General features: G+C 70.1%; 26 protein-coding genes. 13 read left to right on the top strand and 13 right to left on the bottom strand.

The window, feature by feature from the left end; genetic code table 11:
• Positions 1 to 211: 211 nt before the first annotated feature.
• The 3 genes from CLV67_RS10045 to CLV67_RS10035 form a co-directional block, all read right to left on the bottom strand.
• Positions 212 to 1,468: a M48 family metallopeptidase gene (locus CLV67_RS10045; RefSeq protein WP_106316898.1), complete on the bottom strand. Its 1,257-nt coding sequence runs from the start codon at positions 1,466 to 1,468 to the stop codon at positions 212 to 214.
• Between the two features lie 363 nt (positions 1,469 to 1,831).
• The gene (locus CLV67_RS10040; protein ID WP_106316897.1) at positions 1,832 to 2,053 is read right to left on the bottom strand and encodes a hypothetical protein; all 222 of its coding nucleotides are present in this window, start codon (positions 2,051 to 2,053) and stop codon (positions 1,832 to 1,834) included.
• Positions 2,054 to 2,148: 95 nt separating this feature from the next.
• Complete coding sequence (locus CLV67_RS10035; protein ID WP_239166274.1) at positions 2,149 to 3,486, bottom strand: NYN domain-containing protein; 1,338 nt, start codon at positions 3,484 to 3,486, stop codon at positions 2,149 to 2,151.
• 157 nt (positions 3,487 to 3,643) lie between these two features.
• Between CLV67_RS10035 and CLV67_RS10030 the strand changes: the two genes are divergently transcribed.
• The 6 genes from CLV67_RS10030 to CLV67_RS52625 all read left to right on the top strand — a co-directional run bounded on the left by CLV67_RS10030 (position 3,644) and on the right by CLV67_RS52625 (position 10,042).
• Positions 3,644 to 5,446, top strand: coding sequence for a DEDD exonuclease domain-containing protein (locus CLV67_RS10030; protein WP_106316895.1), 1,803 nt, complete (start codon positions 3,644 to 3,646; stop codon positions 5,444 to 5,446).
• A 146-nt stretch (positions 5,447 to 5,592) separates the two neighbouring features.
• Positions 5,593 to 7,377 carry a RelA/SpoT family protein gene (locus CLV67_RS10025; protein ID WP_106316894.1) on the top strand — a complete coding sequence of 595 codons (1,785 nt, stop codon included), beginning with the start codon at positions 5,593 to 5,595 and terminating at the stop codon, positions 7,375 to 7,377.
• Between the two features lie 32 nt (positions 7,378 to 7,409).
• Positions 7,410 to 7,982 carry an NUDIX hydrolase gene (locus tag CLV67_RS10020; RefSeq protein ID WP_239166273.1) on the top strand — a complete coding sequence of 191 codons (573 nt, stop codon included), beginning with the start codon at positions 7,410 to 7,412 and terminating at the stop codon, positions 7,980 to 7,982.
• Positions 7,979 to 8,812, top strand: coding sequence for a sugar phosphate nucleotidyltransferase (locus tag CLV67_RS10015; RefSeq protein WP_106316893.1), 834 nt, complete (start codon positions 7,979 to 7,981; stop codon positions 8,810 to 8,812). Before CLV67_RS10020 ends, CLV67_RS10015 begins: the two co-directional genes overlap by 4 nt.
• 139 nt (positions 8,813 to 8,951) lie before the next feature.
• Positions 8,952 to 9,239 carry an Lrp/AsnC family transcriptional regulator gene (locus tag CLV67_RS10010; protein WP_106316892.1) on the top strand — a complete coding sequence of 96 codons (288 nt, stop codon included), beginning with the start codon at positions 8,952 to 8,954 and terminating at the stop codon, positions 9,237 to 9,239.
• A 422-nt stretch (positions 9,240 to 9,661) separates the two neighbouring features.
• Positions 9,662 to 10,042 (top strand): barstar family protein, encoded by a 381-nt coding sequence (locus CLV67_RS52625; RefSeq protein WP_239166272.1) that lies wholly within the window; start codon positions 9,662 to 9,664, stop codon positions 10,040 to 10,042.
• A 76-nt stretch (positions 10,043 to 10,118) separates the two neighbouring features.
• On the opposite strand, the gene qcrB is transcribed toward CLV67_RS52625, so the two are convergent.
• Genes qcrB through ctaE form a run of 4 tightly spaced genes read right to left on the bottom strand, consistent with a single transcriptional unit; the run spans position 10,119 to position 14,334 of the window.
• Entirely contained in the window at positions 10,119 to 11,729 is a 1,611-nt protein-coding gene (qcrB, locus tag CLV67_RS10000; RefSeq protein WP_106316890.1) for a cytochrome bc1 complex cytochrome b subunit, read from the bottom strand.
• Complete coding sequence (qcrA, locus tag CLV67_RS09995; RefSeq protein ID WP_106316889.1) at positions 11,726 to 12,841, bottom strand: cytochrome bc1 complex Rieske iron-sulfur subunit; 1,116 nt, start codon at positions 12,839 to 12,841, stop codon at positions 11,726 to 11,728. The genes qcrB and qcrA overlap by 4 nt, the downstream gene beginning before the upstream one ends.
• Positions 12,838 to 13,686, bottom strand: coding sequence for a cytochrome bc1 complex diheme cytochrome c subunit (gene qcrC / locus CLV67_RS09990; protein WP_106316888.1), 849 nt, complete (start codon positions 13,684 to 13,686; stop codon positions 12,838 to 12,840). Before qcrC ends, qcrA begins: the two co-directional genes overlap by 4 nt.
• 51 nt (positions 13,687 to 13,737) lie before the next feature.
• Complete coding sequence (ctaE, locus tag CLV67_RS09985) at positions 13,738 to 14,334, bottom strand: aa3-type cytochrome oxidase subunit III (RefSeq protein WP_106316887.1); 597 nt, start codon at positions 14,332 to 14,334, stop codon at positions 13,738 to 13,740.
• Positions 14,335 to 14,443: 109 nt separating this feature from the next.
• Here ctaE and CLV67_RS09980 point away from each other — a divergent pair, with 109 nt between their 5' ends.
• The 4 genes from CLV67_RS09980 (at position 14,444) to CLV67_RS09965 (ending at position 17,279) form a co-directional block, all read left to right on the top strand.
• The gene (locus tag CLV67_RS09980) at positions 14,444 to 15,394 is read left to right on the top strand and encodes a cytochrome c oxidase assembly protein (RefSeq protein ID WP_239166271.1); all 951 of its coding nucleotides are present in this window, start codon (positions 14,444 to 14,446) and stop codon (positions 15,392 to 15,394) included.
• A gap of 49 nt (positions 15,395 to 15,443) precedes the next feature.
• Entirely contained in the window at positions 15,444 to 15,869 is a 426-nt protein-coding gene (locus CLV67_RS09975) for a response regulator (protein ID WP_106317156.1), read from the top strand.
• A gap of 38 nt (positions 15,870 to 15,907) precedes the next feature.
• Positions 15,908 to 16,966: an anthranilate phosphoribosyltransferase gene (trpD, locus tag CLV67_RS09970; RefSeq protein ID WP_106316885.1), complete on the top strand. Its 1,059-nt coding sequence runs from the start codon at positions 15,908 to 15,910 to the stop codon at positions 16,964 to 16,966.
• A gap of 109 nt (positions 16,967 to 17,075) precedes the next feature.
• Positions 17,076 to 17,279: a hypothetical protein gene (locus CLV67_RS09965; protein WP_106316884.1), complete on the top strand. Its 204-nt coding sequence runs from the start codon at positions 17,076 to 17,078 to the stop codon at positions 17,277 to 17,279.
• Between the two features lie 59 nt (positions 17,280 to 17,338).
• On the opposite strand, the gene CLV67_RS09960 is transcribed toward CLV67_RS09965, so the two are convergent.
• Both CLV67_RS09960 and ctaC read right to left on the bottom strand, forming a co-directional pair.
• The gene (locus tag CLV67_RS09960; protein ID WP_106316883.1) at positions 17,339 to 17,806 is read right to left on the bottom strand and encodes a cytochrome c oxidase subunit 4; all 468 of its coding nucleotides are present in this window, start codon (positions 17,804 to 17,806) and stop codon (positions 17,339 to 17,341) included.
• A 1-nt stretch (position 17,807) separates the two neighbouring features.
• Positions 17,808 to 18,749, bottom strand: a complete 942-nt coding sequence (gene ctaC, locus CLV67_RS09955; protein ID WP_106316882.1) for an aa3-type cytochrome oxidase subunit II — start codon at positions 18,747 to 18,749, stop codon at positions 17,808 to 17,810.
• A gap of 156 nt (positions 18,750 to 18,905) precedes the next feature.
• Between ctaC and CLV67_RS09950 the strand changes: the two genes are divergently transcribed.
• Together CLV67_RS09950 and CLV67_RS09945 are read left to right on the top strand one after the other, a co-directional pair.
• Positions 18,906 to 20,051: a cysteine desulfurase family protein gene (locus CLV67_RS09950; RefSeq protein WP_203737058.1), complete on the top strand. Its 1,146-nt coding sequence runs from the start codon at positions 18,906 to 18,908 to the stop codon at positions 20,049 to 20,051.
• On the top strand, positions 20,048 to 20,257 hold the full coding sequence (locus CLV67_RS09945; protein WP_106316881.1) for a sulfurtransferase TusA family protein: 210 nt from the start codon (positions 20,048 to 20,050) through the stop codon (positions 20,255 to 20,257). The genes CLV67_RS09950 and CLV67_RS09945 overlap by 4 nt, the downstream gene beginning before the upstream one ends.
• Here the strand turns inward: CLV67_RS09945 and CLV67_RS09940 are convergent.
• The 4 genes from CLV67_RS09940 to CLV67_RS09925 form a co-directional block, all read right to left on the bottom strand.
• Entirely contained in the window at positions 20,250 to 20,750 is a 501-nt protein-coding gene (locus tag CLV67_RS09940) for a P-loop nucleotide/nucleoside kinase family protein (RefSeq protein WP_106316880.1), read from the bottom strand. The genes CLV67_RS09945 and CLV67_RS09940 overlap by 8 nt on opposite strands.
• A gap of 18 nt (positions 20,751 to 20,768) precedes the next feature.
• Entirely contained in the window at positions 20,769 to 21,746 is a 978-nt protein-coding gene (locus CLV67_RS09935) for a carbohydrate kinase family protein (protein ID WP_106316879.1), read from the bottom strand.
• Between the two features lie 113 nt (positions 21,747 to 21,859).
• Entirely contained in the window at positions 21,860 to 22,228 is a 369-nt protein-coding gene (gene erpA / locus CLV67_RS09930) for an iron-sulfur cluster insertion protein ErpA (protein WP_106316878.1), read from the bottom strand.
• Positions 22,229 to 22,328: 100 nt separating this feature from the next.
• The gene (locus CLV67_RS09925; RefSeq protein ID WP_106316877.1) at positions 22,329 to 23,435 is read right to left on the bottom strand and encodes a glycerate kinase family protein; all 1,107 of its coding nucleotides are present in this window, start codon (positions 23,433 to 23,435) and stop codon (positions 22,329 to 22,331) included.
• 60 nt (positions 23,436 to 23,495) lie between these two features.
• Here CLV67_RS09925 and nadA point away from each other — a divergent pair, with 60 nt between their 5' ends.
• Entirely contained in the window at positions 23,496 to 24,674 is a 1,179-nt protein-coding gene (nadA, locus tag CLV67_RS09920) for a quinolinate synthase NadA (protein ID WP_106316876.1), read from the top strand.
• Positions 24,675 to 24,864: the final 190 nt, after the last annotated feature.

The following is a 24,864-nucleotide window of genomic DNA, read 5'->3' as shown; positions in this document are numbered from 1 at the left end:
CGAAGACCGGAAACAGCAAAGGCCGACACCGGCCGAAGGCCGGACACGACAGGGACCGGGCCGGACCGAAGACCGGAAACAGCAAAGGCCGACACCGGCCGAAGGCCGGACACCACAGGGACCGGGCCGGACCGAAGACCGGAAACAGCAAAGGCCGACACCGACCGAAGGCCGGACACCACAGAGGGCGGGGCGGGCGGAAGGATGGCCATCAGCGGTCTCCCCGGGCCCAGGCTCGGGCGGCGGCCATGCGCTGCACGGTGGACGGGTGCGAGGCGAACATGGCGTGCTCCCAGGCTGGCGGGTCGGGATCGGACAGGTTGACGGTGCCGAGGCGGCGCTGCATGGCCTCGAAGGTTTCGGCGTCGGCGGTCAGCTCGAGGGCGTGGGTGTCGGCGCGGGCCTCGACGCGGCGGGACACGAAGGACTGGGCCGGGCCCGAGATCAGGCCGGCGATCGTGGTGACGGCCAGCAGCAGGCCGATGGCTCGTGGCTCGGCGATCGAGTCGACGCCGGCCAGGCGGAGCAGCGATGGCCAGGAGCCGAGCAGGTAAAGGGCGACCACGGCGACGGCGGCGCCGAGCGCGCCCATGATCGTGCCGGTGAGGACGTCGTTGTCCTTGGCGTGGCCGAGTTCGTGGGCGGTCACCGAGACGATCTCGTCGGGCGTGGCCTCGGTCAGCATGGTGTCGTAGACGACGATCCGGCGGGTGGGGCCGAGGCCGGAGACGTACGCGTTGACCGCACGGGTGCGCCGCGACGCGTCGGCGACCAGCACGTCCTTGACCGGCACGCCGTCGCGGGCGGCCAGCTCCAGCAGCTCGGTGCGCAGCGGGCCGTCGGGCATCGCGGTGAACCGGTTGAAGACCGGCTCGACCACCACCGGCAGCACGAAGGAGAGCAGCACCACGAGCCCGGCCGCGCCCGCCGCGCCGATCGCCCACCACCAGCGGGGCGCGAAGTGGGTGACGGTGAAGAAGCCGGCCAGCACGAGGCCGCCGAGGACCGCACCGACGCCGAAACTCTTGAGCAGGTCGACGGACCAGCCGCCCCAGGTCTGGGTGGAGATGCCGTAGCGGACCACGATGGTGTGCCGCCAGGCCGCGAGCGGCAGGGTGAGCAGTTCGGTGAGCAGGACGACGAGCAGACCGCCGAGGACGGCCCGGGCCAGCCAGTGGTCGTTGAACGGACGGCCGGCCAGCTCGACCAGGCGGGCGCCGAGCGGGGTGAGTCCGAGAAGCAGGGCGATCAGCAGGGCCAGGGCCATGCCGGCGTACGACCCGGGCCGCAGCGCGGCGTGGAAGGCGCGGGAGCGGGCCACCTGCTCGGCGGGCAGCTGGCCGAGGGCGGCGAGCTGGTCGGCGCGTGGCGCGGGGGCACGGTGCCACGGGACGGCCACGGCCGCGTACCCGATCAGGGCCACGAGAAGCACGACCAGCGTGCCGACCGCCCAGAGCCGCGGAGTCACCGCTCGACCCCTGCCAACATCAGAATCCCTCCGAGAGTACGCCCGAAGCAGCCCGACACCGGCGAGGCGCCGACCGGGAGCGACCCGGGCAGCGGACGACGCCGACGCGGCCGACGCCGGAGCGAACGGCGCCGACCGGAACGGTGCCGATTCGGCAACGGTCCGAGCGTTGTGATCGCCAATCCTAGAGTTCGCGCCCACTCCCGGCTGACCGGCCGGTTCGGTCGGAGCTTCCGGGGAGTGTGCTCACCTCGTACGCCACCATCTGTCCGTGTCTCGTGATCGGGAGCCGCCGCGCCGACGCCGCTGCCCGCAATGGTCGCGGCCGTGATGGGCGCCGGGGCCACACCACCGCTTTCATGATCACGCCACGTCACGGCGGGGCGGGTCGGCCGGGAGGAAGACGGGTGGGGGCGGGGTCTGGAGCAGCTCCACCTCGAACCCGGCCAGCTCGAACACCTCGATCGCCCGCAGCTCGCCCGGCGTCAGGTCGGCGATGCCGTCGGGCGTCTCCATGAGCACGCTGACCAGGCATCCGTTGCAATCGACGCTCCGCTCGGCGCAGCGCCCACAGTCGATGATCATTACCCCTCCTCATCGGAGGTCGGCCACGTCCTCGGTGAAAGCAACGGACCGGCCACCATCGGTGACAGTCACGCTATGCGAGGGGTATGACAGTTTTACGAGCGCGCGAGCCGGCGCAGCAGAGAATCCGCGCCCATCGGGTAAGCGCCGTGCCGGCGGACCCCGTCGGCGACCTCGCGGTCGGAGGAGACGACCACCACCGGACGGCCCGGCGGCTCGGCCCGGACCAGCTGGCGGATCAGCTCGTCGGCGGTGGTGCCCTTGCGCGAGAACAGCACCCGGACCCCGCGCGGCGCCGGTGGCAGGCCGTGCACCCGCTCGGCGCCGTCGAACACCGCGGTTATCTCGTCGCCGGTCTGGGCGGCGATCCCGCCGAGCCCGGTGATGAGGCGTTTGCGCTGCTGCTCGAGGGACATGTCGGCGAAGCCGCGCTTGGTCACGTTGTAGCCGTCGACGATGAGGTGCGCGCGCGGCAGGGCGAGCAGCTGGTCGAGGCGGCCGGGGTCGTCGGTGTCCTGGGCCCGGGCACGGGACCGCTCGGGGGCGCCCGGCTTGTCGGCCGAGGTCTCGGCGACGAAATCGGCGGGCAGCTTGTCGGCGGGGCCGAGGGCGAGCTCGCGGCGCAACCCGGACGCCGCCTGGCCGATGGTCTCGAGCAGCAGCCAGAGGCGGGCGTCGTCGACGGCCCGGGCGTCCTTGGCGGCCTGCTTGCCGGTGGCGGCGGCGGCCTCGGCGTCGGCCAGGCGCGATCGCAGACGGCGCAGCTCGGCCTCGTGGTCGAGCGTTGCGCGCGCGGCCCGGCCCTTCTCGGTGGCGTGCAGGTCGGCGGCGCGTTTCTGGGCGGCCTGCGCCTCGCGCAGGGCCTTGGCCGCGCTGCGGGCCTCCTCGCGGACCTGGCCGAGCTCCTCGCGGACCCGGGCGAGCTCGTCGCGGAGCTTGTCGGCCTCGACGCGGGCGACGGCACGGTCGTGCTCGGCCCGGGCGGCGCGCTGCTCGGCTGCCCGGACCTGGGCGGCCACGGCCGCACTGTCGGCCTCGGCGCGGACGGCGTCGCCGGCCGCCCCGATCAGCTCCCGCCAGCCCTCCGGCCGGGCAAGGTAGGCGAGGGCCGCGACCTCGACCGGGTCGGCGGCGGCCGGGGCGACGCCGCTGGTCACGGCTGCGCCGAGGTCGCCCGCGTCGGCGACGATGCGGACGCCGATGCGCTGCCGGAACAGCGGGTCGGCGACGAGCTGGGCGGCGATGTCACGGCCACCGAGGCGGGCCCGGCGGTTGGGCGCGAAACGGGCGACCCGGCGCAGCGGGACCGGCATCTCGTCGGCCGGCAGACCCGGCAGGGCCGCTGCGGCCAGCACGGTGATCCGCTGGCGGACCGCCTCGGGCAGCACCGGTTCGGGTGAGATATCCGTTTCGAGGGACAGGTCCGCACCCATCGGCACCGCCTCCTCATCGGGGCGGTCGTCGGGGTTCAGCAGTGCGGACATCCACCCATTCTCACACCGGTCACCGGGGATTAGCCCAGTGGAGCAAGTGATCTTTTCGCGCCCCGGTCCCGGTTTGTGTCGTACCCCCTCTCTATCGTTGCCGCCCGTGACGCAACCGGCCTACGTGCAGGGCACTCTGGACTCGCTGCTGTCCGCCGACGGCTCGGTCGATCCGGCGGCGGTGTCCCTGGCGGACACCACTTTCGTGGTGCTCGACCTGGAGACCACCGGCGGCGCGGCGGACGGCGCCGGGATCACCGAGATCGGCGCGGTCAAGGTGCGCGCCGGTGTGCCGCTCGGCGAGTTCGCGACGCTGGTCAACCCGGGTGAACCCCTGCCGCCGTTCATCACCGTCCTGACCGGCATCACCGAGGCGATGCTGCGGCCGGCCCCGCCGATCGAGACGGTGCTGCCCGCCCTGCTGGAGTTCCTGCGGGGCGCGGTCCTGGTGGCGCACAACGCGCCCTACGACGTCGGCTTCCTGAAGGCGGCCTGCGCCCGGCACGGCTACCCCTGGCCGAACCCACGCGTGCTGGACACCGCGGCGCTGGCCCGGCGCGCCCTGACCCGCGACGAGGTGCCCAACCGGAAACTGGGCACCCTCGCGCACTTCTTCAGGTCCACGGTGCAGCCCAACCACCGGGCGCTGGACGACGCGAAGGCCACGGTCGACGTGCTGCACGGGCTGATCGAGCGGCTGGGCAGCTTCAAGGTCCACACGCTGGGCGACGCGATCGAGTTCGCCAAGGCGGTCACCCCGGCGCAGCGCCGCCAGCGGCACCTGGCCGACGGGCTGCCACACGTTCCGGGCGTGTACATCTTCCGGGCCGGCGACGACCGGCCGCTCTATGTCGGCAAGTCGAAGGACATCGCGACCCGGGTCCGCACGTACTTCACGGCCACCGAGAAGCGGTCGCGGATCTCCACCGAGATGATCACGGCGGCGGTCCGGGTGGAGGCCGTGGAGTGCGCCCACTCGCTGGAGGCCGAGGTCCGGGAGCTCCGGCTGATCGCGGCGCACGCGCCGCCGTACAACCGAAGGTCGAAGTTTCCCGAGAGGGTCGTCTGGCTGAAGCTCACCGCGGAGGCCTACCCACGCCTGTCGGTGGTGCGGCGGCTGACGGAGGACGGCAGCACCTATCTGGGGCCGTTCTCGTCGCGGCGCACGGCCGAGCTGGCCGCGGCCGGGGTCTACGACGCCGTGCCGCTGCGGCAGTGCAACCACAAGCTCTCGCTGCGCACCAAGACGCCGGCGTGCGCGCTGGCCGAGCTGGGGCGATGCCCGGCACCGTGCGAGCACGAGATCACCCCCGAGGAGTACGACCTCCGCGCCGCCCTGCCCTTCCGGACGGCCACCTCAGGCGATCCGGGGCCGGTGATCTCGGCGATCCTGGCCCGCATCGACGCGCTGTCGGAGAAGCAGCGCTACGAGGAGGCCGCGGTCGTCCGGTCCCGGCTGATCGCGCTGCTCCGCGCGCTGGTCCGGATGCAGCGGCTGGACGCGCTGACCCGTCTGCCCGAGCTGGTGGCGGCCCGCCGTGACGACAGGGGCGGCTGGGAGATCGCCGTCGTGCGGCACGGTCGGCTGGCGGCCGCGGCGACGTCCCCGCCGCGCGAGCATCCCCGCCCGACCCTGGACGCGGCACGCCTCACGGCCGAGACGGTGCTGCCCGGTCCGGGCCCGGTTCCGGCCGCGACGGCGGAGGAGACGGAGCGGATCCTGGCGTGGCTGGAACTCCCTGACACCCGGTTGGTGGAAACCTCGGGCGACTGGGTGTCACCGGTTCGTGGCGCGGCGCGATTCTCTGGCCTTCTCACCAGGGCTGAAGCCGCCGCATCGACCCAAGACTCGTCCGTTCGCCTATCGGTAACTGACCGTTCGGATGACGCTCGCTCGCTTAGGCTGTAAGGCACGCGCAAACGTCGCAATGATTCGTCACATTTGCGGGCCGCTACCTTGGCGATGGCCCCTCTCTGATGATTCGCTTGCGACAGGAACGCGGAGCGACTCCACGCACCGTGTGTTGCGTGGACGATCGGTGAGGGGGTGTCCGGGTGGACGTCGACGCCGGCCACGGCGCCGCCTTCGGTCGTGCCCTGCCGGCCAATTCCGCTGAAACGTCCTTCACCCGGCGCCTGCGCTCGCTGCTGAGCTTTCAGAACAACGACGACGATCCGGTCGCCGAGCTGGCCCGCACCCATCGCAGCATCCACGCCTCGGCCGATGTCGCGATCCTGCGCCGCAGCTACCAGATCGCCGAGAGCATGCACCGCGGGCAGTTCCGCAAGAGTGGCGATCCGTACATCACGCACCCGCTCGCGGTCGCGCAGATCTGCGCCGAGCTCGGCATGGACACCACCACCCTGGTCGCCGCGCTGCTGCACGACACCGTCGAGGACACCAGTTACACCCTCGAGGCGCTGCAGGGTGACTTCGGTCACGAGGTGGCCCACCTGGTCGACGGTGTGACCAAGTTCGACAAGGCCTACTACGGCAAGGCCGCCGAGGGCGAGACGATCCGCAAGATGATCGTCGCGGCCGGCAAGGACGTCCGGGTCCTCATCATCAAACTGGCCGACCGGCTGCACAACATGCGCACCCTGGGCGCCCGCGGCACCGCGAGCCGCGCCCGGATCGCGACGGCCACGCTCGACGTCCTGGTCCCGCTCTGTGACCGGCTCGGCATCCAGGCCCTCAAGCGCGACCTCGACGACGTGGTGCTGTTCCACCTCGAGCCGGACTCGTTCGCCCGCATCGACGAGCACGTCAAGAACCGGCCCGGCTGGGACGAATACCTCGCCGACGTGTCACACAAGGCCCGCTCCGCGATGCGCCGCCAGAAGGTGACCGCCGAGGTGACGCCACGCCCCCGGCACTACTACTCGATCTGGAAGGACACGGTCGCCGGCAACCACCCGGTGCCGCTGGACCTGCCCCGGATCGCGGTCGTGGTGGACGGGCCGGACACCGACTGCTACGCGGCCCTCGGCGCGATCCACGGCCGATGGCGCCCGGTCGCCGGCCGGTTCAAGGACTTCATCGCCTCGCCGAAGAACAACCTCTACCGCTCGCTGCACACCACCGTCGTCGGGCCCGAGGGCAAGCTCGTCGAGGTCCTGATCCGGACCAAGACCATGCACCGCTACTCGGAGTACGGCGTGGCCACCAGCTACCGGTACCCCAAGGAGTCGGACGAGCCACCAGGCGCCGACCAGCTCACCTGGCTGAAGCGGGTGCTCGACTGGCAGCAGGACACCACCGACGCGGGCCAGTTCCTCGACTCGCTGCGATGTGACCTCGCCGAGGGACAGATCACCGTCTTCGCGCACGGCAACGCCTACGAGTTGCCCAGCCAGTCCACGCCGGTCGATCTGGCGTACGAGCTGGGCCCCCGTCACGGTGACCAGTGCCTCGCCGCCACCATCAACGGACGTCTCGCACCGCTCTCCTCCCCGCTTCGCGACGGTGACGTCGTGGAGATCTTCTCGGAGACCGAGAGCCAGGTCGACGTCGAGCCGAACTCGCAGCGCGGTCCCCGCAAGGAGTGGCTCGGGTTCGTCAAGTCGAGCCAGGCGCAGATGCAGATCAACCGGTACTTCGACGAGAAGAACGAGCCGGGCATCAGCATCGCCGACAAGGTCCGCCTCGGCCGCGCCACCATCGGGCTCACCCTGCGCAAGCACGACCGGGGCCTGGCCAGTGAGGTGCCGCTGCGCCGGCTGGCCGAGGAGCTCGGCTACCCCGACCTGGAGACGCTGCTGGTGGCGGTCTGCGAGCGCAGCCTCGAACCCGACGCGGTGGTCGAGCAGCTGATCGCCCTCGTCGACCACCCGGACTGAGGCTTTCAGCATCTCCGGTTAGCCTTACGCGCGTGAACATTCAGCGGCAGATCCGCGGCCTCGCCTATCAGGCCTTCTACGGGCTGCCCCTCCCGATGCGCCGTCACATCGCCCGCTTCGTGTCACCGAAGTACCTGGTCGGAGCGGTCGCGATCATCCGGGATTCGGAGGCGGCGCACCCCGGGCGCATCCTGCTGCTGCGCCAGCCTCCGGGACGCGGGTGGGGCCTTCCGGCCGGGATCCTCAAGCGCCGCGAGCTGCCCGCGGCCGGCGCGGCCCGCGAGCTCTTCGAGGAGTCGGGAGTACGGCTGGAGCCCGGCGATCTGACGCCCGGCAATCCGAACGCGATCGTCCACCCGAACGGCGGCGTCGTCGACACCGTCTGGTTCGGTGCGGTCCCGGCGTCCAGCACGCCCCTGGCGGTGGACGGCGGCGAGGTGCTGGAGGCGCGCTGGTTCCCGATCGACGGGCTGCCCGACCTGACGTGGCCGACGGCGCGGCTGCTCGGCATCTACGGCCTCGGCCCTCGCGCCGGTGAGCTGCCACCGTCGATACCTGCCGGCAGCTATCAGACCCCCTTCCCGACCGTCGGCGACGCCCAGTGACCGCCGTCTGCGGGGTGGTGCTGGCGGCCGGCGAGGGCCGGCGGCTGCGTCCGCTCACCGAGACGCTGCCGAAAGCCCTGTGCCCGGTCGGCAACCTGCCGCTGCTCGATCACGCACTGGGCCGCCTGACCGGTCTCGGGCTGTCCGGTCGCGAGTCGGTCGCGGTGAACGCCGCCTACCTGGCCGACCGGATCGTCGCGCACGTCGGCGACCGTGCCCACCTGTCGGTCGAGCCGGACGGCCCCATCGGCACGTCCGGCGGCCTGGCCCGGCTACGCCCGTGGATCGACGGACGCGCGGCCCTGGCCGGCAACGCCGACGCCTACCTGCACGATCCGGCACGCGACCCGGGCAAGGACATCGCGGCCCTGCTGGAGGGCTGGTCCGGCGACACGGTGCGGATGCTGACGATGCCGTGCTTCCCGGGTGACACCGGCGGATTCAGCGGCCGCCGCTTCGCCGGCTTCTCGCTGATCCCGTGGCGCTATCTGAAGGATCTCGCCGAGGTGAACAGCGATCTCGTCCGTACCGTCTGGAGGCCCGCCGAAGCCGCCGGAGACCTGGAGTTGATCGCCTACGAGGGTCACTACCTCGACACCGGCACGGCCGCCGACTACCTGGCCGCCAACCTGCACGCCGCCGCCGGTGGCACTCTCACCGACGCGGCCGCGCACGTCACCGGGAACGCCGTCAACTCGGTCCTGGGCGCCGGCGCGCTCGTCGAGGGCACGGTCACCCGCTGCGTGCTGCTGCCCGGCGCCCGTGTCGCCGCGGGCGAGACGCTCACCGACGCGATCCGCACGGCCTCCGGCCTGACCATCAAGATCTGAGATCTCCTGCGGTACGTCCGAAGCCGGCACCCGTATCGAAGCGGGGCCGGAGCGGCATCGGGCGGGCGCATGCGGGAGCGGCTCTCGACGGCATAGCATGGGCGCGACGCATCCGTCCTCATAGGCGAGGAGCCCGCCGGTGAACACCGCCATCGTCCACATCGACTGCGCGACCGACTCGATCCCGGAGGTGGCCGAAGCACTGGCCGCGCTGGAGGGTGTCAGCGAGGTCTACTCGGTCGCCGGCGGGGTCGACCTCATCGCGATCGTCCGGGTGCCTCACTTCGACGACATCGCCGAGGTCATCGCGGGCCGCATCTCCAAGACGCCCGGCGTGATCAACAGCGAGACGTTCGTGGCCTTCCGTGCCTACTCCAAGCACGATCTGGAGGACGCCTTCGCGATCGGTCTCCCGGACGCCGACTGAGCTCGCCCTCCGCACCGGTAACCACGCCGCGCCGGCTGCTCGATGACGTCTTCCTGGAGCCGGTCCTGGGTGGCACCGCCGACGACTGCACCTGGCTGTGGGACGCGACAGTGGTCGCGATCGACGGCGACCGGGTCGAGCTGACCGGCCGGTCCAGCAGGAACGACATCTGCAACCGGACACCGAGCCGCCATAGGCCGAGGAGTTCCGGTTGACACTCGGCGACGACACCCTCCTGCCCGCTGCCGCAGGGCCGACGGCGTCTTCCGGGAACGCCCGGGCGCTCGCCCGGCCACCGGTGACCCTGATCGGTTTCCGGCCCGAGCCCTGGTTCGAGGCTTTGCTGACCGCCGGGCGACCAGATGACAGGGCTCCCTGCAGCCCCGCCGCCGGAAAGCCCGGCCGGCCGGGATGGGAGCGGCGTGAGGGGCGGGGATCGGTGCGGCCGGCCGCCACCTATCGCCGCACGGGCCGCCGATGGGCACAGCCTGAGCACCCTCCAGCCCGGTGCCTTCGGCGTCGAGCCTGACCGGGCGCCGCGCACCAGTTGGACGGACGCCACGTCACCCGACCTGGACGCCTTCTTCTGCGCCCTGGGTGAGGCGGTCAACGGCCCGGGTGGCTACTTCGGGTGGAACCCGGCCGCTCTGGAGGACTGCCTGCACGGGAAGTGGGGCGCTGCGACCCCCTTCCGGCTGGTCCAGAACGACGCCGCGGTCGCCCGCCGCCACCCGGGTGAGGAGGGCCTCACCACGGTCATCGGCCGGCTGACCGCGAAGGACGTCGACATGGTCCTGGAGTAGGACCGCGGAGCCTTCGAGCAGGAATGCGGAAGGCCCGCCGGGTGAACCCGACGGGCCTTCGGAGAACGTCTGCCGATCAGCGACCGGACTTGATCTCCTCGCGCTTGACCGGACCGCCGACCGCCGGGGAGACCGGGATCTCGGCCGGCTTCTCGACCGGGTAGAAGAAGCCCTTGATCGCCGGAGCCAGGGCTCCGAGGCGGTTCATCTTCTTCGGGACGACCCAGCCGGCGTACTCCAGCGGGATCGGGTGGCCGTGGTCGTCGACCGGGCCGAGCGGCTGGTGGACCTCGACGAACTGGCCGTTCGGCAGCCGCTTGATGATGCCGGTCTCCACGCCGTGCGCCAGCACCTGGCGGTCGTGCTGTTGCAGACCGAGGCAGATGCGGACGGAGATGTAGTAGGCCAGCGGCGGCAGGATGAGCAGGCCGATACGACCCGCCCAGGTCATCGCGTTGAGGCTGATGTGGAACTTGTCGGCGATCACGTCGTTGGCACCGGAGAGGGTGGCGACGACGAAGAACGTCAGCGACATCATGCCGATGCCGACGCGCTCCGGGTTGTCACGCGGCCGTTCCAGCAGGTGGTGACTGCGCTTGTCCTTGAGCTTGCGCGCCTCCAGCCACGGGTACGCCATGGGCAGCGTGAACAGGGCCCCGAGACCCACCACGGCCGGCCAGAACATCGGCGGGATGCTGTAGCCGTCGCCGAACGGGATGTAGATCTGCCAGTTAGGCATGAGACGGACCAGGCCGTCCATGAACATGACGTAGAAGTCGGGCTGCGAGGCGGACGACACCTCGGCAGCGCGGTACGGCCCGAACAGCCAGATCGGGTTGATCTGGAACATGCCCGCCATCAGCGCGATGACGCCGAAGACGGCCATGAAGAAGCCGCCCTGCTTCATCGCGTAGCGCGGGAACATGCGCTCGCCGACCACGTTCTCGTTGGTGCGCAGCGGGCCGGGCCACTGGGTGTGCTTCTGCTTGAACACGATGCCCAGGTGGGCCGCGATCAGAGCGAGCAGGATGCCCGGGATGAGCAGCACGTGCGCGATGTAGAACCGGCCGATGATCAGCTCGCCCGGGAACTCGCCGCCGAAGATGGCGGCGGAGAGCCAGGTGCCGATGACCGGGAGGGTCAGCATGATCGCCGAGGCGATGCGCAGACCGGTGCCGGAGAGGCCGTCGTCGGGCAGCGAGTAACCGGTGAAGCCGGCGAAGAAGCCGAGCAGGAACAGCAGGACGCCGATCACCCAGTTGATCTCGCGCGGCTTGCGGAACGCGCCGGTGAAGAAGACGCGGGCCATGTGCACGATGATCGACGCCATGAACAGCAGCGCCGCCCAGTGGTGCATCTGCCGCATGAAGAGACCGCCGCGAACCTCGAACGACAGGTTCAGCGAGGACTCGTACGCGGCGGACATCATGGTGCCGCGCAGGGCGAGGTAACTGCCGTCGTACGGCACCTCCTTCATCGACGGGTCGAAGAAGAGGGTGAGGAACACACCACTGAGCAGCAGCACGATGAACGAGAACAGCGCGATCTCGCCCAGCAGGAACGACCAGTGATCGGGGAAGACCTTGTTCAGCAGTCCCCGGAGGGGCGTCGCGGCCTGGAAGCGGTCGTCGACTCCCTTGGCGAAGGTTTTGGGGGCCTCTGCGAGGTCCATTTTCCGGCGTTTCACGGCCGCTCCCAGAAGTCAGGTCCGACGACGTCTCGATAGTCTTCCGCCGCCACGAAGTAGCCTTCCTCGTCCACTGTAAGCGGCAGCATCGGCAAACGCCGAGTCGCGGGCCCGAAGACCGGCTGCGCGTTGTCGGTGATGAGGAACTGCGACTGGTGACACGGGCAGAGAAGACGGTTGGTCTGCTGCTCGTAGAGGCTGGCGGGGCAGCCCGCGTGCGTGCAGATCTTGGAGTACGCGACGTAGTTGCCGTACATCGAGCCCTTGTTGCGGCCGTTCTTGTCGGCCTCGGCGTTCGCCCGGGTCTCGGCCGCGTCGTCCGCCCGGAGGTGGATGAGCAGCGTCGGCGAGTCGGCGTAGTGGTTGGTGGCGCCGTGCGGGATGCCCGGGTAGACGGTCATCTGACCGCCCGCGCTGACATCGTCCGGCCGGATCGGGCTGCCGTCCTCACGGGTCAGGCGGACCTTCTTGCCGGCCTTCTCCGCCTCCTCGCCGAGTTTCGACGGGTGGAACCCGGTCGTGTACATGATCGGGTGCTTGTCCTTGTGCGGGTTCTGGATCAGGCCGCCGACCAGCGGGGCGCCGACGGCCAGGCCGAGCGGAGCCGCGCCGAGGGCGATCGCGCCCTTGAGCAGTGGCCGCCGCTGCACTCCCAGCTCGTCACCGACGAACATCATGGTCTGACCGGTGATCAGGCGCTCGTCGTCGGACGACGGCTCGCCGTGCCGCTGCTGGATGGACAGCTCGTGCGGCAGGAGCTTCTTGGCCCAGGCCAGGATCGCGAAGCCGAGCGCCAGCAGGCCGAGGCCCAGGGACACACCCAGGAGCGGCGTGTAGTAGTCGCTCATCGTGTGGCCGAGCTCGAACTCCCACGGCCAGACGATGTAGAAGACCAGGAAGGCCAGGGTGAACAGCCCGGAGAGCAGGAACAGGAAGGAGATGTTGCGGACTACCCGCTTCTCCGCCTTCGAGTTCGGCCCGTGGAACTGCGACTCGTACGTGATGATCTCGATGTCATCGCGCCGAAGGCCTTCTTTGACGATGTCGAACCGCGTCAGGTGCGGGTCGTTGACGTCGACCGCTTCGCCGGTCGCGCCGTTGTGCGCCGTCATGACTTCCCCGCAATCCAGAGCGACGTGAAGACCAGGAGCGTGATGCCGACCAGGAAGATGGCCATGCCCTCGGTCGACGGGCCGTACCGGCCCAGGTTGAACAGGCCGCCCGGGTCCTTCTCCTGCTGCAGCTGGAGCTGGATGTAGGTGATGATCTGCTTCTTCTGGTCCGGCGTGAGCTGGTTGTCACCGAAGACCGGCATGTTCTGCGGGCCGGTGAGCATGGCCGCGTAGAGCTGCTCCGCCGTGGCGTCGTGCAGGCCCGGGGCGAACTTGCCCGAGGAGAGCGCGCCGCCGCCGCCACCGAAGCCGTGGCAGGAGGTGCAGTTGACCCGGAACAGCTCGCCACCGCGGGCGAGGGCGTCCGGATTGGTCTTGATGTCCTCGACGAGGGGGCCCTCCGGCAGCTCGGGGCCACCGCCGAGCTCCTGCACGTACTGCGCGAGCTGCTCGGTCTGGGCGTCGTCGAACTGCGGCGGCTTCTGCTCCGCCTGAGCCTCCTGGCGGGTCATCGGCATGCGGCCGGTGCCGACCTGGAACTCGACGGAGGCCGAACCGACGCCGATCAGGCTCGGCCCACGCCCCTCGACACCCTGCCCGTCACGGCCGTGGCACGTGATGCAGCTGGTGTCGTAGAGAGCCTTGCCCTCCTGTGCGACAGCGGAGAGCTGGACGGTGTCCTCGGCGAACGCGCCCGGGGCGAATGCGGTGTAGACGCCGCCGGCCAGAGCCAGGGCGGCGATCATGCGAACCGCCGCGCCGAGCCTCCGGCGCGCCCGGCTCGGCGCGCCGCGCCGCCGGGAGAACACCCGGGCGCGCCTGCGGGCGGGGGTGTCAGAAGTCATGGGCTATGTCCCTTGGGGTTCGAACCTGATGCACGGCGGATTACGGGCGCGTCACTGAAGCCAATAGATCATGGCGAACAGGGCGATCCACACGACGTCCACGAAGTGCCAGTAGTACGACACGACGATCGCGGACGTGGCCTGGGCGGGGGTGAACCTACCCATGGTCGTCCGGATCATGTAGATGATGAAGGCGATCAGGCCGCCGGTCACGTGCAGACCGTGGAACCCGGTCGTCAGATAGAACATCGACCCGTAGCCGTCGGCGTTGATCTTGACGCCGTGGTGCACCAGGGTGACGTACTCGTTGACCTGACCGAGAACAAAGATCAGGCCCATCACGAACGTGATCGTGAACCAGCGCCGCAGCGCGAACACGTCACCCTTCTCCGCCGCGAATACGCCGAGCTGGCAGGTCACCGACGAGAGAACCAGGATGACCGTGAACGTGGTGGCGTACGGGATGTTGAGATGCTCGGTGTTCTTCTCCCAGATCTCCGGCGCCGCGGCGCGGATGGAGAAGTACATCGCGAACAACGCCGCGAAGAACATGAGCTCGCTGGAGAGCCACACGATGGTCCCGACGCTGACCATGTTCGGTCGGGTCAGCGAGTGGATCCGGCTCTTGTCGATGGCTGCCGCTGTCACGGCCTCATTATTCATCCGAGATAGCCCCAAGGTCCGCCGGGGTCCCCAATCCGGCCATGTGGGAGGCCCGGAATATTCCGTGACCAGCCGGTAGGCCTAGCCTCGAGTCGTGCAGCTTCACGTTTTGCCCCCAATCGCGGCCGACGGCGGGGATACTGGACTTCCTCCGTTCACCCCGGCGGCGTTCTTCACCGAGGTGAACCTGGTCAGCCCGATCGCACTGGGCCTGCTGGTCTCCGCATCGCTGTATCTGTACGGCGTGTGGCGCCTGCGTCAGCGCGGCGACCACTGGCCGCCAGGGCGGACAGCGGCGTTCATCGCAGGTGGACTCGGGTCCGTCGCGGCGGTGACGGTGACCGGCATCGAGGCGTACGACACGACCCTGATCTCGGTCCACATGGTCCAGCACATGGTGCTGTCCATGGTGGGCCCGATCTTCCTGGCCCTCGGCGCGCCGACCACACTGGCCCTGCGGGTGCTCCAGGCGCAGCCGCGCAAGGCGCTGCTGGCCGTCCTGCACAGCCGCTACGTGCGCGTGCTGACGTTCCCGCTGGTCGCGTTCGGGCTGTTCATCGCGAACCCGTTCGTCCTCTATTTCACCGACGCGTACCGGCAGACCCTCGAACACGTATGGGTGCACGAGTTCGTCCACTTCCACTTCATCGTGACCGGCTGCCTGTTCTTCTGGCCGCTGCTGGGCCTGGACCCGCTGCCCAACCGCTGGCCGTACCCGGGCCGCGCCCTGCTCATGGTGCTGAGCGTGCCGTTCCACACGGTGCTCGGGCTGACGATCATGCAGAGCACCGTGCTGCTCGGCGGCGACTGGTACCCGAACCTGGGCCTGAGCTGGCTGAACCCGAAGGCCGACCAGGTGACCGCGGGCGGCATCCTCTGGGCCGGCGGCGAGATCGTCAGCGTCACGATGCTGGGCATCCTGGTGGTCCAGTGGGTCCGCCAGTCGGAGCGGGAGGCCCGGCGGATCGACCGGGCGCTGGACCGTGAGGAGGCCAAGGCCGCGGCAGGGCAAGATGTGACCCGACCGGAACCCGACGCCGGGTAACAAGTTCGGTACGATCCCCCGGGACCTAGGACGTGAGGTGGGGCACAAGATGAGCGAGTACACCGTTCTGCTCTACAGCGATGACGCGGCGGTGCGAGACCGGATCCGGCTCGCCATCGGCACGCGGCCCGCCGCTGATCTGAAGGTCGAGTTCGCGGAGGCTTCCACCTGGGAAGAGTGCCGCCGCCTGCTCGACGAGTACGAGATCGATCTGATGATGCTGGACGGCGAGGCGACCCCCGCCGGCGGCATCGGGATCGCTCGCCAGACCAAGGACGAGTACCTCAACCCCCCGCCCACGTGCGTCGTGATCGCCCGGGCCGCGGACCGCTGGCTCGCGGCCTACGCGCAGGTGGACGCGACCCTGGTGGCTCCGCTGGACCCGGTCACGACCGGGCAGACGGTGGCCGGACTGCTCCGCGCGCGCCGCGACGGGGCGATCCCGCTGGGGACCCTGGGCACCATTCCCCGCTGACGTCGACAAACCGACACATAACCCCTGGAGGCAGCGCCATGGGCGCACGCACCTGGCCCAATCTGACGAGCGCCCTGCTGCGTGGCGAGGAGCTCGCCACCGCGGACACCGCGTGGGCCATGGGCGAGATCATGGCCGGCAACGCGACCCCGGTGCAGATAGCCGGGTTCGCGGTGGCGCTGCGGGCCAAGGGTGAGACCCCGTCGGAGCTGGCCGGCCTGGTCGAGGCGATGATCGCCAGTGCCACGCTGGTCCGGCTCCCGGAGGAGACCCGGACCAGCGCGGTCGACGTGGTCGGCACCGGCGGCGACCGGGCCAACACGGTCAACATCTCCACCCTGGCCGCGATCGTGGTGGCCTCCGCCGGGGTGCCGGTGGTCAAGCACGGCAACCGGTCGGCCTCGTCGACGACCGGCTCGGCCGACCTGCTGGAGCACTTCGGCCTGCCGCTCGACCTGGGCCCGGCCGGCGTGGCCCGGTCGGTCGCCGAGGCCGGCATCGGCTTCTGCTTCGCGGCCCGCTACCACCCCGGCATGCGGCACGCCGCCGTCACCCGGCGCGAGCTGGGCGTGCCCACGTTCTTCAACGTGCTCGGCCCGCTGACCAACCCGGCCCGGCCCACCTCGGCCATGGTCGGGTGCTTCGACCCGCGGATGGCGCCGGTGATGGCCGAGGTGTTCGCCCAGCGCGGCGACTCGGCGCTGGTGGTCCGCGGCGAGGACGGCCTGGACGAGTTCACCACCGCGGCGCCCACCCGGGTCTGGATGGCCCGGGACGGCAAGGTCGAGGAGCTGCTGCTGGACTCGGTGGAGCTGGGCCTGGCGCGCAGCCAGCCGGCGGATCTGCGGGGCGGCGAGGTGGCGTTCAACGCCGACGTCGCGCACCGCCTGTTCGCCGGTGAGAGCGGTCCGGTGCGGGACGCGGTGGTCCTGAACGCGGCAGGCGCGTTCGCGGCGCAGAGTGGCTTTCCGGGCGATTTCCGGGAGACGCTGCGGGCCGGGATCGAGCGGGCTGCCGAGGCGATCGACTCCGGCGCCACGGCCGCTCAGCTGGAGCGCTGGGTGACGGCCGCGCAGGCCGCCAAGGCCGCCGAGTAATCGGGAATTCCTTCAACACGCCGCTGCGAATGCCCGACTACGTCCGATTCACGTGACAATGTCCTGAAGGACATTCGGGTAATTCCACCTTCCCCTGAAGGAGACACCCGTGCAGGAACGCGAACTCCGATGCGTCATCTGCGACGGCGACATGCTCTTCGAGGTGCCGCCCTGCGAGGACGGCCACGACGAGTGCCCCGAGCTGGTCTGTACCCGCTGCGGCGCCGCCGAGGTGGTCGCCCCGATCGTCGTACACCTCTGGATGCCCGGTAAGGGCAGACGCATAGCGCCCGCACAGCGCACCGCAGCCTGACAGACGTCGAAGGCCCGCACCCCCGAGGGGATGCGGGCCTTCGACGTCGAACAGTCAGATCAGAGGTGGGCTTCCGGATGGCGGGTGCCCGAGTAGTACTCGAAGAGCAGGCCGCACGACGTGACGATCACGCAGATCAGGCCGAAGGCCACCAGCCACCACATCCAGAACACCAGGCCGAGACCGGCCACGGCCGCCGACAGGGCGATACCGAACGGCCAGTAGCTGCCCGGGCTGAAGAAGCCGACCTCGCCGGCGCCCTCGGCGATCTCGCCGTCCTCCCGGTCCTCCGGCCGCAGGTCGATACGGCGGGCGACGAACCAGAAGAAGCCGGCGCACATCGAGCAGAGCAGACCGGAAAGGATCAGGGCGACGACGCCGACCCACTCGGTGCCGCCCCGGAAACCGGCCGCGTCGGGATCGGTGCCCGAGATGTTCCCGGTGTTGAGGGTGTAGACCCCGTAGACGGCTGCCGCGGCGAACAGGAACGCGGCGACCGCGGCGAAGATCTTGTACTCGGTCCTCACGTCAGTCCTGCTTCCCTGCGGCTACGGTCTCGGGCTGGTTCCAGGTGTGCGCCTGGCGCCGGGTGTTGAACGGCGAGGTCTTGGTCGCGTACACCTCGTTGCCGGTGTACCCGATCGCCCCCATCGCCTCCTGGGTCGACGAGCCCGACTTCTTCGCCTCGAGGAACTGGTCGAACTTCTCCGGCGAGACGACGACCAGCTCGAAGTTCATGAAGGCGTGGTAGGTGCCGCACAGCTCGGCGCACCGGCCGACGTAGCGGCCCTCCTTGTCGAGGGTCACCTCGAACACGTTGCGCACGTTGCCCGGGAACACGTCCCGCTTGAACAGCATCTCCGGCACCCAGAACGAGTGGATGACGTCCTTGCTGGTCTCCTCGAACCGGATCTTCTGGCCGACCGGCAGCACCAGCAGCGGGATCACGTCGGATGAGCCGACGGTCGAGGCGACCGTCTCGGCTTCCTCGCCCATCCCGTCGCGGTAGTTGAACTGCCAGTTCCACTTGAACGCGACGACCTCGACGACCTGGTCGGGGTTCTTCGACAGCTTGTCGACGTTGGTCTGCACGATCGCGGTGTAGTAGAAGAGCACCGCGACGATCAGGACCGGCGTGACCGTGTAGAGGATCTCCATCGGCATGTTGAACCGGGTCTGCACGGGCAGCTCGTCGCCGCGCTTGCGATACCGGATCACGCACCAGAAGATCAGGCCCCACACACCGACGCCGACCGTGAGGGCCGCGATGGTCGACGCGATCCAGAGGTCATACATCTCGTGTGCCTGGAGGCTGATGCCCCGGCTCGGCCAGCCGAAGTGGCCGAATGCGTCGCCCCAGTCCGCGATCGAACAGCCCGAGAGCAGCACCAGCAGCGTCGCGCCGCCGAGACCCAGCCCGGCCGCCCGGCCCACTGCCCGCGGCCTAGAGGCCGAACTCCTTGCGCCCACCTGCTTCTGCCTCCTTAGCAGCGCCGCCTGCCGAAACCGGACACCTGGCGGCAAGGCTCACCGACGGTCGCACACTACTCGACCAGGAACGGTCCGCCCGCCACCGGGGGGCCGTCGCGGAAAACACCCGGACAACCGGACGATACCGTTCCGTGTGTGGATTACACAGGCGATCCGGCCGGGGCGCACGCTTACCTGGACGCCGCTACCGCGGCGCCCCTGCATCCGGTAGCGCGTGAGGCACTGCTGGCCGCCCTCTCCGACGGATGGGCCGACCCGGCAAAGCTCTACGCGGCGGGGCGGCGGGCCCAGCAACTGCGCGACGCGGCCACCGCGGTGGTCGCCGAGATTCTGGGTGTACGCCCGGACGAGCTCACCTTCTGGCCGTCGGGCACCGCGGCCGCGCAGGCGGCAATCCTCGGCGGCCTGGGTGGCCGGAAACGGGCCGGCCGCACCCTGGTCCACTCGGCGATCGAGCACTCGGCCGTCCTGCACGCGGCCCGCACCGCCGACGCGGTGGAGGTCGGCGTGGACCGGCTGGGCCGGCTCGACCTGGACGCCTGGGCGGACGCGGTCCAGGCCGGCGGAGTGGCGCTGGCGAGCCTGATCGGCGCCAGTCACGAGGTGGGAACGGTGCAGCCGGTGTCGGCCGCGGCCGGGTTCTGCGCCGACGCGGGCGTGCCGCTCTTCGTGGACGCCGCCCAGATCGTCGGCCGGGCGCCGATCCCTTCCGGCTGGTCGCTGCTGAGCGCGAGCGCGCACAAATGGGGCGGACCGCCGGGAGTGGGCGTGCTGGTGGTCCGCAAAGGTGTGCGCTGGCTTTCCCCGTACCCCTCTGATGATCTTCATCGCCCCGGGAACCCGGGCGCGCTCGCCCTCCCGGAAGTGGTCGCGGCGGCCGCGAGCCTGCGTGCCGTGGTGAGTGAGGCGCAGGCCGAGGCGGCGCGGCTGAGCCCGCTCGTGGACCGGATCCGCGAGCGTGTCGCGGCCACCGTGCCGGACGTGGAGATCGTCGGCGACCCGGTGGACCGGCTGCCGCACCTGGTGACGTTCAGCTGCCTCTATGTGGACGGGGAGGCGCTGCTGCACGCCCTGGACCGGCACGGATTCGCCGTCTCGTCCGGTTCATCCTGCACGTCGTCGACGCTGCGTCCCAGTCATGTGCTGGAGGCGATGGGTGTTCTCAGTCACGGCAACGTGCGGGTCTCGCTGCACCGGGACACGTCCGAGGCGGACGTCGAACGGTTCCTGGCCGTGCTGCCGGAGCTGGTGGCCGGCATCCGGAAGGAGGCCGGGATCTGATCACCCTCGACTGCCGTGGGCTACGCTGCCCGATTCCGGTGATCCGGCTGGCGAAAGCGATGCCGCAGGCAGAGATCGGCGAGATCGTACGGGTGCTCGCCGACGACCCGGCCGCGGCCGGCGACATCCCCGCCTGGTGCCGGATGAAGGGCCAGGAGTTCGTCGCGGCCGACGGCCACGCCTACGACGTACGAAAGATCACCTGAGATAGTCGATGACCTGCGGGACCGGGTCCTTGGCCAGGTGGGTGTCGACGACCAGGCGCGGGCCCAGGTAGGGCTCGTACTCGGCCTGGCGCTCCAGGACGCGCACCCAGTCCGGGACGCCCTCGTGATCGCGGGCCTTGTAACGCTCCTCGACCCGGCGGCGGTGCTCCACGTCGTCGCCGCAGACCACCTCGACCACGCGCAGCGGAACCCGCATCCGGTCGGCCAGATCGGTCCACAGCTCGCGGGCCGCCTTGACCGGGTTGACCGCGTCGATGATCACGTGGTGACCGATCCTGATCTGCTCCTCGGCGAGCGCGGCGACCACACCGTAGGCGGCGAAGCCGGGCCGTGGCTCGTGCACCCCGTATCGCTGCAGGGTGAAGTCGACCGTGTCGACGGCGAGGACCGCCGCGGGCAGCTCGGCTGCGACCGCGGCGGCCAGGGTGCTCTTGCCGACTCCGGGGAGACCGGCGAAAACCGCTAGAACCATGACTTGAGGTCTACGCCCTCACGCCGGGAGGAAGGGCGCGATCTCGGCAGCCGCCTCTTCGCCGTACGCCTCGGACAGCCGCTTGCTGAAGTCGGAGGGGCGGATGTCGTACTCCTGGGTGCCGATGGTCTCCAGCACCAGCGCCGCCACCAGCGAGCCGACCTGCGCGGCCCGCTCGAGCCCGAGACCCCAGGAGACGGCCGCGAAGAAGCCGGCCCGGAAGCCGTCGCCGACACCCGTCGGGTCCTCGCCGATCACACCCGGGATGACCGGCACGTGGATACGCTCGATGTCGCGCCCGGTGATCTCGACGCCGTCCTTGCCGAGCGTGGTCACGCGGACCCGTACCTGCTCGAGCACCTGGTCACCGGTGAGGCCGGCCTTGGTCTCCAGCAGGGACCGCTCGTACTCGTTGGTCATCAGGTACTCCGCGCCGCTGATCAGGCTCAGCACGTCGGAGCCGTCCATCCGGGCGAGCTGCTGCGACGGGTCCGCGATGAACCGGTAACCGCGCTCACGGCACTCCTGGGAGTGCCGGATCATGGCGGCCGGGTCGTTCGCGCCGACCAGCACCAGGTCCAGGCCACCGGCCCGCTCGCTCACCGGCGCCAGCTCGATGTTGCGCGCCTCGGCCATCGCGCCCGCGTAGAACGAGGCGATCTGGTTCAGGTCGTCGTCGGTGGTGCAGACGAACCGGGCGGTGTGCGCCACGTCGCTGATGTGCACCGAGTCACAGTCGACGCCGTGCCGCTCGAGCCACGACCGGTAGTCGGCGAAGTCCGCACCGACCGCACCGACCAGGATCGGCCGCAGACCCAGCTTGGCCATGCCGAACGCGATGTTCGGAGCCACGCCACCGCGCCGGACCACCAGATCGTCGACGAGGAAGGAGAGCGAGACCTTGTGCAACTGGTCCGCGATGAGCTGCTCGGCGAACTTGCCGGGGAAGTGCATCAGGTGGTCGGTGGCGATCGAACCGGTGACGGCGATCTTCATGTCGGCCCTCGGGGGTCGGGAAACAGGGGGCGTTACGGGTTGAGACTACCGGTCGGTTACAGCAGACAGGCCGTCCCGTTAACGGGACGGCCTGTCTCGGTGTTGCTGTCGGCTCAGTGGAACGAGTCACCACAGGCGCAGGAGTTCTGCGCATTCGGGTTGTCGATCGTGAAGCCCTGAGCGTCGATGCGGTCGGCGAAGTCGATGGTCGCGCCCGCCAGGTAGGGAGCGCTCATCCGGTCCACCACGACTTCGACGCCGCCGAAGTCGCTGACGACGTCTCCGTCGAGCGAACGCTCGTCGAAGAAGAGCTGGTAGCGCAGGCCGGAGCAGCCACCGGGCTGTACGGCGATGCGCAGGCGCAGGTCGTCGCGCCCTTCCTGCTCGATCAGGGCCTTGACCTTCACCGCGGCGACGTCGGTGAGGTTGATGCCGGACGGGGCAGTCGCCTCGGTCGACTCGGTGTGCGCTTCAGTGGTCACTAGGTATCTCCCTGCCAGGTGCGGTCATGTGCCGTACCAGGCAACGCTAACCCCATTCCCTCCGATTCCCAATCCGGGGGAACGCAGATCACCCCGCTACCTACCTGCTCCACTGGCCGGCGAGCCGGGCGGCGAGTTCACGCAGGCCACGGGCCGGTTCAGCGAGAGCCGTCTCGACATTGCCGAAATGCTCCACGAGAGTGTGCGTCTCGGTCACCCCGGCGGCCGAGGCCTCACGCTGACCGGTCTCGTTGCGCCCGGCCAGCACCACGCAGGGCAGGCCACGGTCCCGGGCACCGGCTGCGATCCCGGCCACCACCTTGCCGCGCAGCGACTGGTGGTCGAACGAGCCCTCACCGGTGATCACCAGGTCGGCGGCGTCGAGTTCGGCGTCCAGGCCGATCAGATTCGTGACCAGGTTGATACCCGAGGTCACCCGGCCACCGAGCGCGATCAGCGCGGCACCGATGCCGCCGGCCGCTCCCCCGCCCGGCTGCACGGCCAGGTCCTTGACGTCGAAGGCCCGTTCCAGAACACCGGAGAAGTGCTCCAGCGCTGCGTCCAGCAGCAGTACGTCCTCGCGGGAGGCGCCCTTCTGCGGGCCGAAGACGTTGCTGGCGCCGTGCAGGCCGGTCAGCGGGTTGTCGACGTCGGTCGCCGCGACCAGGCGGGCCTGGCGCAGCTGCGGGACTCCGTCCAGCGAGACCGCGGCGCCCAGGGCCGCTCCGCCGTACGGCAGGGCGTAACCGGCCACGTCCAGCGGGGCTGCGCCGAGAGCGGCCAGCATCCCGGCGCCGGCGTCGTTGACCGCCGAGCCGCCGAGCCCCACGACGATCTCGGCCGCGCCGGACTCCACCGCCGCGGCGATCAGCAGGCCCAGGCCGTACGACGTGGTGGTCCTGGGGTCTCTCTCCTCGGGCGTCAGCAGGTGGAGCCCGCACGCCTGGGCGCTCTCGACATAGGCGACGCCACCGGCCAGCAGGATCTCGCCGCGGGCGGGACGGCCCAGTGGATCGACCGTGTCGACCGGGATGCGCCGGCCGTCGAGGGCGGTGGCCAGCACCTCGACGAAACCGGGGCCGCCGTCGGCGAGCGGGCGCTGGACGAGGACGTCACCGGGAGCGGACCAGCCGTCGGCGACGGCTCGGGCGACTTCGGGGGCGGAGAGGGTGCCGGCGAACTTGTCCGGACAGATCAGTACGCGCACCCCGCGAGTGTGGCAGCACACTCATCCACGCGCAGCTACCGTCCCATCCGCTGTGCGAACATGACTGACGTGACGTCGACCTGGACCGAACCCTCGAACACCCCGCTGGCCCTGCTCCTGCTCGGCAAGGGCACCGATCCGGCGAGCGAGCGCGGGGTGGACTGCCCCGGCGATCTGCCCGCACCCAGCGACCCCGATCTGGTGGCCCGCGCCACCGCCGCGAAAGCCGCGCTCGGCGACCGCGTGTTCGTCCTGGGACATCACTACCAGCGTGACGAGGTCATCCAGTTCGCCGACGTCACCGGTGACTCCTTCAAGCTCGCGCAGCAGGCCGCGGCCCGGCCGGACGCCGAGTTCATCGTGTTCTGCGGCGTGCACTTCATGGCCGAGAGTGCGGACATCCTGACCGGTACAGGGCAGCGCGTGATCCTGCCGGACCTGGCGGCCGGCTGCTCGATGGCCGACATGGCCGTGCTCGGGCAGGTCGAGACGGCCTGGGAGCACTTCGAGGACCTCGGCATCACCGACCAGATCGTGCCGGTGACGTACATGAACTCGTCCGCCGACATCAAGGGCTTCGTCGGGCGCAACAACGGTGTGGTCTGCACCTCGTCGAACGCCAAGCGGGCTCTCGACTGGTCGTTCGAGCAGGGCTCGAAGGTGTTCTTCCTGCCCGACCAGCACCTCGGCCGCAACACCGCCGTACTCGAGATGGGTTTCGACCTCGACGACTGCGTCCTCTACGACCCGCACAAGCCCCAGGGCGGCCTCACCGACGAGCAGCTGATCAACGCCAGGATGATCCTGTGGCGCGGCCACTGCTCGGTGCACGGCCGGTTCACCATCGACAGCGTCCGTGAGGTCCGCGAGCGCGTCCCCGGCGTCAACGTGCTGGTCCACCCCGAGTGCCGGCACGACGTGGTGCGCGCCGCCGACTACGTCGGCTCGACCGAGTACATCATCAAGGCCCTGGACGCGGCGCCGGCCGGTTCGGCGTGGGCGGTGGGCACCGAGCTCAATCTGGTACGCCGTCTCGCGCTCGCCCACCCGGACAAGCAGATCATGTTCCTCGACCGGGCGGTCTGCTACTGCTCCACCATGAACCGGATCGACCTCCCCCACCTGGTGTGGACTCTCGAGGAGCTGGTGGCCGGTCGCGTCCCGAACGTGATCACGGTCGACGAGAAGACGGCACGCGAGGCTCGGGTCGCTCTCGACCAGATGCTCGCCCTTCCGTGACGGTGGGTAGTCAAATGAATCCATCCATAAGGTGGATTCTTTAAGTCTGTCTTACCCAACAGCATTTGAGCGGCGTTTCGATGCTCGCCACGGCTGCCGTGGTTGTCACTCAGCGCTATGCTTCCCCGGTTGCAGAATCGGGTACCCCCGCCCGCGCTCTGCCTACTCGATCTCGGGCGCCTGCGCGCCC

The sequence above is a fragment of the Actinoplanes italicus genome, assembly GCF_003001815.1.
Classification (GTDB): Bacteria; Actinomycetota; Actinomycetes; order Mycobacteriales; family Micromonosporaceae; genus Actinoplanes; species Actinoplanes italicus.
The sequence above is the reverse complement of the archived record's forward strand: the minus strand, read 5'-3'. Positions and strand labels throughout refer to the sequence as shown.